General features: G+C 62.3%; 8 protein-coding genes. 6 read left to right on the top strand and 2 right to left on the bottom strand.

The window, feature by feature from the left end; genetic code table 11:
* A partial coding sequence (locus VIQ49_RS05800) for a hypothetical protein (protein ID WP_331881893.1) occupies positions 1-941 on the top strand: 941 nt, incomplete at its 5' end.
* Positions 942-1,015: 74 nt separating this feature from the next.
* Here VIQ49_RS05800 and VIQ49_RS05795 read toward each other — a convergent pair.
* Positions 1,016-1,372 carry a hypothetical protein gene (locus tag VIQ49_RS05795; RefSeq protein WP_331881891.1) on the bottom strand — a complete coding sequence of 119 codons (357 nt, stop codon included), beginning with the start codon at positions 1,370-1,372 and terminating at the stop codon, positions 1,016-1,018.
* A gap of 13 nt (positions 1,373-1,385) precedes the next feature.
* Positions 1,386-2,540, bottom strand: coding sequence for a Rieske 2Fe-2S domain-containing protein (locus VIQ49_RS05790; protein ID WP_331881888.1), 1,155 nt, complete (start codon positions 2,538-2,540; stop codon positions 1,386-1,388).
* Between the two features lie 231 nt (positions 2,541-2,771).
* On the opposite strand from VIQ49_RS05790, the gene hsaA reads away from it, so the two are divergent.
* The 5 genes from hsaA (at position 2,772) to VIQ49_RS05765 (ending at position 7,561) form a co-directional block, all read left to right on the top strand.
* Complete coding sequence (gene hsaA / locus VIQ49_RS05785) at positions 2,772-3,953, top strand: 3-hydroxy-9,10-secoandrosta-1,3,5(10)-triene-9,17-dione monooxygenase oxygenase subunit (protein ID WP_331881885.1); 1,182 nt, start codon at positions 2,772-2,774, stop codon at positions 3,951-3,953.
* A 47-nt stretch (positions 3,954-4,000) separates the two neighbouring features.
* Positions 4,001-4,921, top strand: coding sequence for an iron-dependent extradiol dioxygenase HsaC (gene hsaC / locus VIQ49_RS05780; protein WP_331881883.1), 921 nt, complete (start codon positions 4,001-4,003; stop codon positions 4,919-4,921).
* A 61-nt stretch (positions 4,922-4,982) separates the two neighbouring features.
* The gene (gene hsaB / locus VIQ49_RS05775; RefSeq protein WP_331881881.1) at positions 4,983-5,555 is read left to right on the top strand and encodes a 3-hydroxy-9,10-secoandrosta-1,3,5(10)-triene-9,17-dione monooxygenase reductase subunit; all 573 of its coding nucleotides are present in this window, start codon (positions 4,983-4,985) and stop codon (positions 5,553-5,555) included.
* A gap of 27 nt (positions 5,556-5,582) precedes the next feature.
* A complete protein-coding gene (locus VIQ49_RS05770; protein WP_331881879.1) occupies positions 5,583-6,770 on the top strand; it encodes a hypothetical protein in 1,188 nt (395 codons plus the stop codon).
* Positions 6,767-7,561, top strand: coding sequence for an SDR family oxidoreductase (locus tag VIQ49_RS05765; RefSeq protein ID WP_331881877.1), 795 nt, complete (start codon positions 6,767-6,769; stop codon positions 7,559-7,561). The genes VIQ49_RS05770 and VIQ49_RS05765 overlap by 4 nt, the downstream gene beginning before the upstream one ends.
* Positions 7,562-7,565: the final 4 nt, after the last annotated feature.

Below are 7,565 nucleotides of genomic sequence, written 5' to 3'. Positions count from 1 at the left end.
AGCCCGGCGGATATCAACCGCCGCAGCAACCGGGTTACCAATCGTCATTCGGTACTCCTGCGGGCCAGAAGAACTCGGCCACGACAGCTCTGCTGGCACCGTCCTCGGGCAACCCGACCCTGAAGTTCACCGGAATCGCACTTGCGGTCGCCGGCCTGATCATCGTGCTGTTCAGCTTCTTCAGCTGGGCTGCGGACTCCGAAGAGGGCAACAGCGTCTCGGTCACCGGTCTCGGCTCCGTCTCCCTCGAGGTAGAAGACGCGCCGTCGGACATCGTCGACGAGCAGGTGAAAGAGGCCGAGAAGTCGACCACCAGCCCCGGTATCTACACAATCATCGTCGGCGTCCTGATCGCCGTCGCGGCGGTCCCGTTGATCATCAACCGCTTTCCGGGTATCGGCGCGGCTGTCGGTGCAGTTCTCGGTCTGATCGCCGTCATCATGGCGTTGGTGTTCCTCTTCGACCCCGCCGGCGCTGTGTTCGACAGCGATTCGGGTATCGGTGACGATTCGGGTATCGGTGACGCCGGTTGGGGCCTCTGGCTGGTGACCGTCGGCGCGATTGCGGCTCTCGTTGTTGCCGGCTTTGCCACGTACCTCGCATTGACCTCGAAGCCAGGCACCCCCGCCGCCCCCGGATATGGTCAGCCGCAACAGGGTTACGCCCCGCCGCAGCAACCCGGTGGCTACGGCCGGCCCCAGGGCTACGGACAGCAGCCCGGCGGTTACGCTCCGCCGCAACAGGGTTACGGTCAGCCTCCCGCCGGCGGTCAGCCCCCTGCCGGACCGCAGTACGGCCAGCCCCCCAACCCCGGTCAGCAGTACGGCCAGCCCCCCAACCCCGGTCAGCAGTATCCGGGCCAGGGCCAGCAGAACCCCGGTCAGCAGTATCCGGGTCAGCAGAACCCCGGAGGCCAGCAGCCCGGGCCGTACGGTCAGTAGACCTTCGACCACTTGAAAACACCATCCACGCAATCAGATTGCGTGGATGGTGTTTGTTGTGGCGGAGTGTGGGGTCAGTAGTAGCCGTCCGGGTCGACGTCCGGTGATTGCTTGGGGACGATTCCCTCGCTGACGCCGTGATCGATACTGGCCGACAGGCGCGGGCAGGTCGGCAGCATTGCCGGATTGCCACCTTCGGCACGAATGGCCTTGAGTTCAGGGCACTGCTCGCGCGCCTCTTTGGTCCATTGCACGCTCGTGTGGTGGGGGCTGTACTTCTTGACCAGCACCTGCGCATGACATGTGCGGCACTCGATCTCGGTCAGGCCGCCGCGGAGATAGTGCTCCTTGTCCCGCGAGGTGGCGGCGCGTACTGCAGACCTACGCTCCGGATCAGGAAGATCCGGAGCCTTCGACCAGCTTGCAGTCATGACCGATCGGCCATCAGGTCGCCGACACCGCGTCTGCGGCATCCTGTTCGGTCTTGCGTCGCAGGTTCTCCTCGACTTCGAGGTTCCAGTTCTCGACGGCTTTGGTGGTGTCGATCTCGTACTCGTAGCGCTGCGTCATCTCTTCGGTGACATCGGCAGCGTCGACGTAGAACTGTTCATACCAGCGTCGCAGTTGGTAGACCGGACCGTCTTCCTCCACCAGGAGCGGATTGTCGATGCGGCTCTTGTGTTTCCAGATCTCGACGTCCTGCAGGAATCCGACTTCGATTCCGGCAGTGATCTTCTTGGCCATCTTGGCTGTCTGTTCGGGAGTCAGGCCCTCGGGGATCTTGGCCATCACGCCGTACATCAGGACAAACGAGTTGTTGTCGATCGGGTAGTGGCAATTCGTCAGAATCGTCTCGATGGCAAAACCGCCGTAGTACTGCACCATCGGGTTGAGCATGTAGGACGGACCGTAATAGGCGGCGATCGATTCGAGATGGGTCTCGGCGTAACCGGTCCCGATCTCGATGTCGGGCCGACCATGCGAGTTCATGTACTGCGCGGCCGTCTCGCCTTCGAAGACATTCTTGAAGTAGTCGGGCAACGCGTAGTGGACGTAGAAGAAGTGCGCCATGTCGACCACGTTGTCGATGATTTCGCGGCAGTTGGATCCCTCGATGACGAGGCTGTTCCAGGTCCAGCCGGTCCACTCGTCGCTGCCCAGTTCTTCGAGTTCGGGGATGACGACATCGTCCGGCGGCGGGTTGCCCTCGGGATCGTTGTAGACGAAGATCTGTCCGTTTCGGATCATGCCCGGCCAGGAGCGGGTCTTGGCGAGCTTGGGTGCGCGCTTTGCGTAGGGGACTCCCGCGCACCGGCCGTTGCCCTTCCATCGCCAGTCGTGGAAGGGGCAGGCGATGTTGCCGTCCTTGATCGAGCCCTGGGACAGGTCGCCGCCCATGTGCCGGCAGTACGCATCGAGGATCTTCAGCTCGCCCTCGAAGACCCAGACCACCAGTTTGGTGCCGAAGACGTGGACAGAATGTGGCTTGTTGTCGTCGTAATCGGACAGCAATCCCAGGCAGTGCCAGCCCCTCGCAAAGCGGGTCGGTGGCATTCCGGTGTCGATCTCGCGGATCGCGCCGCCGTCGATGTCGGTCATCTGCTGCTCCCTCGTACTATCGCTGGCCTGCATTGGTTCGGCACGTTCTGATGCCCCCTGCTCTTAAGCGCAGACGCTTAGTAGAACATGTTACAAAAGAGTGCGGTTTGACGCCAGCGGACTGGCGTAGACGGCCTAGCAAAGCCTGGTAAATCCGCAGTACTCGACATAAATAAGAACGTGTTCTAGTCTCGTTTCAGTAGACGTGGAACGACAGCGAGGAGTTGCTCGATGAGTGACCGCAGCCATGCAGGCGCAGTGGTATTGGACAAGATCAGTGCTCTGCTACCCGAGATCGCGCAACGCGCGCAAGAAGCAGAAGATCTGCGCCAGATCCCCGACGAGACCATCGCCTCGCTGGAAGACATCGGCTTCTTCAAGTTGTTGCAGCCCGAGCAGTGGGGCGGTTACCAGGTCGACCCGGTGACCTTTTACGAAGCGGTGCGCCGCCTCGGCTCTGCGTGCGGGTCCACCGGTTGGGTCTCGGGCATCATCGGAGTCCACAACTGGCATCTTGCGTTGTTCCCGCAGCAGGCTCAGGAAGACGTCTGGGGGGACGACACCTCGGTACGGATCTCGTCGTCGTACGCGCCCATGGGTATGGGTGAGGTCGTCGATGGCGGATACAAGGTCAACGGATCCTGGGCTTGGTCGTCCGGTTCGGGCCACGCCAGCTGGGTTGTGCTCGGCGGACCGGTGATCAAGGACGGCAAGCCGGTCGACTTCGTCAGCTTCCTGATCCCGCGCTCGGACTACGAGATCCGGGACGTCTGGAATGTGGTCGGCCTCAAGGGCACCGGCTCGAACACGATCGACGTCAAGGATGTCTTCGTACCGAGCCACCGCATGCTGAGCTTCCGGGCGATGAGCACCGGCGTGGCCCCGGGAATGGAGAAGAACACCGCCCCGGTCTACAAGATGCCGTGGGGGACAATCCACCCCAGCACCATCTCGGCACCGATCGTGGGAATGGCCTACGGCGCGTACCAGGCACACGTCGAACACCAGGGCAAGCGCGTGCGCGCGGCGTACGCGGGAGAAAAGGCCAAGGACGATCCGTTCGCCAAGGTGCGGATCGCCGAGGCGGCCAGTGACATCGACGCGGCGTGGACCCAGTTGTCCGGCAATCTGCAGGCCGAATACGACCTGTTGGTGGCCGGAGCCGAGGTCCCGATGGAGTTGCGGCTCAAGGCCCGTCGCGATCAGGTTCGTGCGACCGGCAGGTCGATCGCCTCCATCGACCGGCTCTTCGAGAACTCGGGCGCACACGCCCTTGACCTCGACACACCCATTCAGCGGTTCTGGCGGGACGCCCACGCGGGACGGGTCCATGCTGCGAACGACGCCGAAAGGGCATACGTCGCATTCGGAAACGGAGAGTTCGGCATCCCGATCGGCGACACCATGGTCTGACGGCCCCAACTGATCCCGGCAACTCTCGCACAAGGAGCAGATCGACGATGACGCAAGATTCGGGCCCCATTCGTTCGCTGGGGTACATGCGTATCGACGCCACGGATGTGGCGGCCTGGCGTGACTACGGACTCAAGGTCCTCGGTATGTCAGAAGGCAGCGGACCCACCGAAGGCGCCCTGTACCTGCGGATGGATGACTTCCCCGCCAGGTTGGTGATCGTTCCGAGCGATCGCGACCACCTGGCAACCTCCGGCTGGGAATGTGCCAATGCTGCTGCATTGCAGGATGTTCGAGATCGGTTGTCGGCAGCGGGTGTGGTGTTCCGCGAGGCCAAGGACTTCGAGCTCGCCGACCGTCAGGTGGTCGAGATGATCGTCTTCGAAGACCCCTCGGGTAACGTCCTCGAGGCTTTCCATGGTGTGGCGCTGCAACATCGGCGGATCGTGAGCCCGTACGGACACAAGTTCGTCACCGGGGAACAGGGACTGGGTCACGTGGTGCTGACCACCGACGATGACCATGCGTCGCTCGAATTCTATCGGGACGTGCTCGGATTCCGGCTGCGTGACTCGATGCGGCTACCGGGGGAGATCGCCGGCCGCGGACCGGATGGCCCACCGGTGTGGCTGCGGTTCTTCGGTTGCAACCCAAGGCATCACAGCCTGGCATTCATGCCGTTCCCGAATGACACGGGAATCGTGCACCTGATGATCGAGGTGGAGAACACCGACGACGTGGGCCTGGCGCACGATCGGGCGCTGCGCAAGAAGGTACCGATGTCGGCAACGCTCGGCCGCCACGTCAACGACCTGATGTATTCGTTCTACATGAAGACCCCGGGTGGTTTCGACGTCGAGTTCGGTTGTGAAGGACGTCAGGTGGACGATCACGATTGGATCGCCCGCGAAAGCACCGCGGTCAGTCTGTGGGGGCATGATTTCTCCATCGGATACAAGAACGCCTGATATGACTGGAGACGGAGCCGGAGGCGGAGCTCGACCGTCGGGTGGAGGCGGAGTCCAACCGATGTCCCGGGGCCCGCGTGGGACCGATGACTTCGACGCGCGGCAGTTCCGGACGGCCATGGGACAGTTCTGCACCGGGGTCACGGTCATCACCACGGTGTCCGATGATGGTGCACCCGTCGGCTTCGCCTGCCAGTCGTTCGCGGCGCTGTCCCTGGATCCGCCGCTGGTCCTCTTCTGCCCGATGAAGTCGTCGCGCAGTTGGAAGGTCATCGAGCAGAGCAAGAAGTTCTGCGTCAACGTCCTGTCGAACAGTCAGCAGGCCGTCAGTGCCGCATTCGGCGCACCCGGCGACAACAAGTTCGCCGGCATCGATTGGGAGGCTTCGCCACTGGGGCTACCGGTCATCAAGCACTCGTTGTCCTGGGTGGACTGCACGCTCGACCGGGTCGATGACGGCGGTGACCACTTCATCGCGATCGGACGGGTACAGACTTTGGGAGAAGTCCTGCAGGACAAGCCATTGTTGTTCTACCGTGGCGGCTACCTATCCACCGAACACCCGCGGGTCACACCGGCACAGGCCGAGCTGGAGAACTTCCTGACCTGGAACGGTGGCGACACCTGGCTGTAGGTTTCCGGGGATTCTCAAAGGAGAGAGATGACACAACCATTCGCCCCTGATGTGACCGGCCCCTTTCGGGAAGCCATCACCGAGGCCGAAAAGCTGATCGCCGGAGCCGATTTCATCGAGAACGACCAGGATCTGGCCGAGGGGTTCGACTATCTGGCGGGCAGTATCAAGGCGAGCCTGCAGATGGCATGGGCACACGCGAAGAGTCATCCCTATCTCGTCACGTCCACCGGGCCGTACGCAAAGATGGGGCTCGACAACCCGGACACGCTGTACTACCACGCCAACGTGGTTCCCGATGCCGAGTATGTGATCACTGGAACACGCGGTGACACAGTGGATCTGAGCTTCCAGGTTCTCAAGGGTGATTACACCTCGACCAACGTGCCCGGTGGCGACGACGCCTTCGACGACCGGCGTCTGGAGATCGAGCCCGACGGTTCGTACGAACTACGATTCGGACCACCGAGGTCCGATCCCGGACCCAACTACTTCGTGCTCGGTGAGGGTTCGTCGATGTTGGCGGTTCGCGAGGTGTACAACAGCTGGGACCAACGCAAGGGATCGATCCGGATCGAACGGGTCGACACCGTTGGTTCCGCGCCGGTCGAGCCCGACATTGCGCAGATCACCCGGCGCTATCAGATCGCCGGCAAAATGCTGTTGTCACGGATCAACACCTGGTTCAACTTTCCCAAGTGGTTCTATCTGGACCTGCCGGTGAACACACTCACCGAGCCTCGGTTGACGCCGGGCGGACTCAGTACCCAGTTCTCGTCGGTGGGGCACTATCAGCTGGCCGACAACGAGGCGATGCTCATCACCGTGCCGAAATCCGATGCGCCATATCAAGGATTTCAGCTGGGCAGTATGTGGTACATCTCGCTTGACTACGTGAATCACCAGACCAGTTTGAATGCGGCTCAGGCGCAGGTGGACCCGGACGGCATGATCCGCCTGGTGGTGAGTGCGCAGAACCCGCATATCGCCAACTGGATCGAGACGACCGGGCGAGCTCGCGGCATCGCGCAATTCCGGTGGCAGCGCGTCGACCGGAGGCTGACCGCTTCGGACGGGCCGTCGGTGGCGATCATCGACATCGCCGACGTGCCTGCGCATCTGCCGTATCACGAGTCCAATGTCGTCACCGACGAGCAGTGGAAGGCGCGGATCGCGGAGCGCCAAAGAGGTTTCGGACAAAGGATGCTCGGATGACAACTGCGGGAACCGGATTGCTCGATGGCAAGGTGGTTGTTGTCGGAGGTGTCGGCCCCGGGCTGGGCCGGTCGATCTGCCGGGAGGCCGCGGCCGCCGGCGCCAAGGTCGTTCTCGCGGCCCGCACCGCATCCCGGCTCGAAGAAGTCGCGCAGGAGATTTCCGCCACCGGCGGCGTCACGTTGCAGGTTCCGACGGACATCACCGATGACGATGCGGTCACCGCACTCGTCGACACCACGGTGGCCGAGTTCGGACAAGTTGATGTGCTGGTCAACAATGCCTTTGCCCTGCCGTCGATGAAACCGCTGGCCCGAACCGACTTCGATCACATCCGGGCGAGTCTGGATCTCACCATTCTGGGCGGTCTGCGGATGACAAAGGCGTTCACCGATGAACTGGAGAAGACGTCCGGGTCGGTCGTGATGATCAACTCGATGGTGATCCGGCACTCAGAACCCCGGTATGGCAGCTACAAGTTGGCGAAGTCGGCGTTGCTGGCGATGTCGCAGACATTGGCCACCGAGCTCGGCGGCAAAGGTATTCGGATCAACACCGTTGCACCCGGCTATATCTGGGACGACCAGCTGAAGTGGTACTTCGGTGAGGTCGCCAAGAAGTACGGCATCACACCCGAGCAGGTCTATGAGCAGACGGCGTCGAAGTCGGATCTCAAGAGACTGCCCGAACCTGATGAGATCGCTCGCGCAGCAGTCTTCTTGGCATCAGATTGGGCCAGCGCGATCACGGGCCAGACGCTGGATGTCAACTGCGGTGAATACCACGTCTAGGGAG

The organism is Williamsia sp., assembly GCF_036566845.1.
Taxonomy (GTDB): Bacteria; Actinomycetota; Actinomycetes; order Mycobacteriales; family Mycobacteriaceae; genus Williamsia.
The sequence above is the reverse complement of the archived record's forward strand: the minus strand, read 5'-3'. Positions and strand labels throughout refer to the sequence as shown.

Bases quoted from the DNA above. Each gene is read 5' to 3' on its own strand.
- VIQ49_RS05770 (WP_331881879.1), top strand. From the start codon at position 5,583: ATGACACAACCATTCGCCCCTGATGTGACCGGCCCCTTTCGGGAAGCC.
- VIQ49_RS05795 (WP_331881891.1), bottom strand. From the start codon at position 1,372: ATGACTGCAAGCTGGTCGAAGGCTCCGGATCTTCCTGATCCGGAGCGT.
- VIQ49_RS05790 (WP_331881888.1), bottom strand. From the start codon at position 2,540: ATGACCGACATCGACGGCGGCGCGATCCGCGAGATCGACACCGGAATG.
- hsaA (WP_331881885.1), top strand. From the start codon at position 2,772: ATGAGTGACCGCAGCCATGCAGGCGCAGTGGTATTGGACAAGATCAGT.
- VIQ49_RS05765 (WP_331881877.1), top strand. From the start codon at position 6,767: ATGACAACTGCGGGAACCGGATTGCTCGATGGCAAGGTGGTTGTTGTC.
- hsaC (WP_331881883.1), top strand. From the start codon at position 4,001: ATGACGCAAGATTCGGGCCCCATTCGTTCGCTGGGGTACATGCGTATC.
- hsaB (WP_331881881.1), top strand. From the start codon at position 4,983: ATGTCCCGGGGCCCGCGTGGGACCGATGACTTCGACGCGCGGCAGTTC.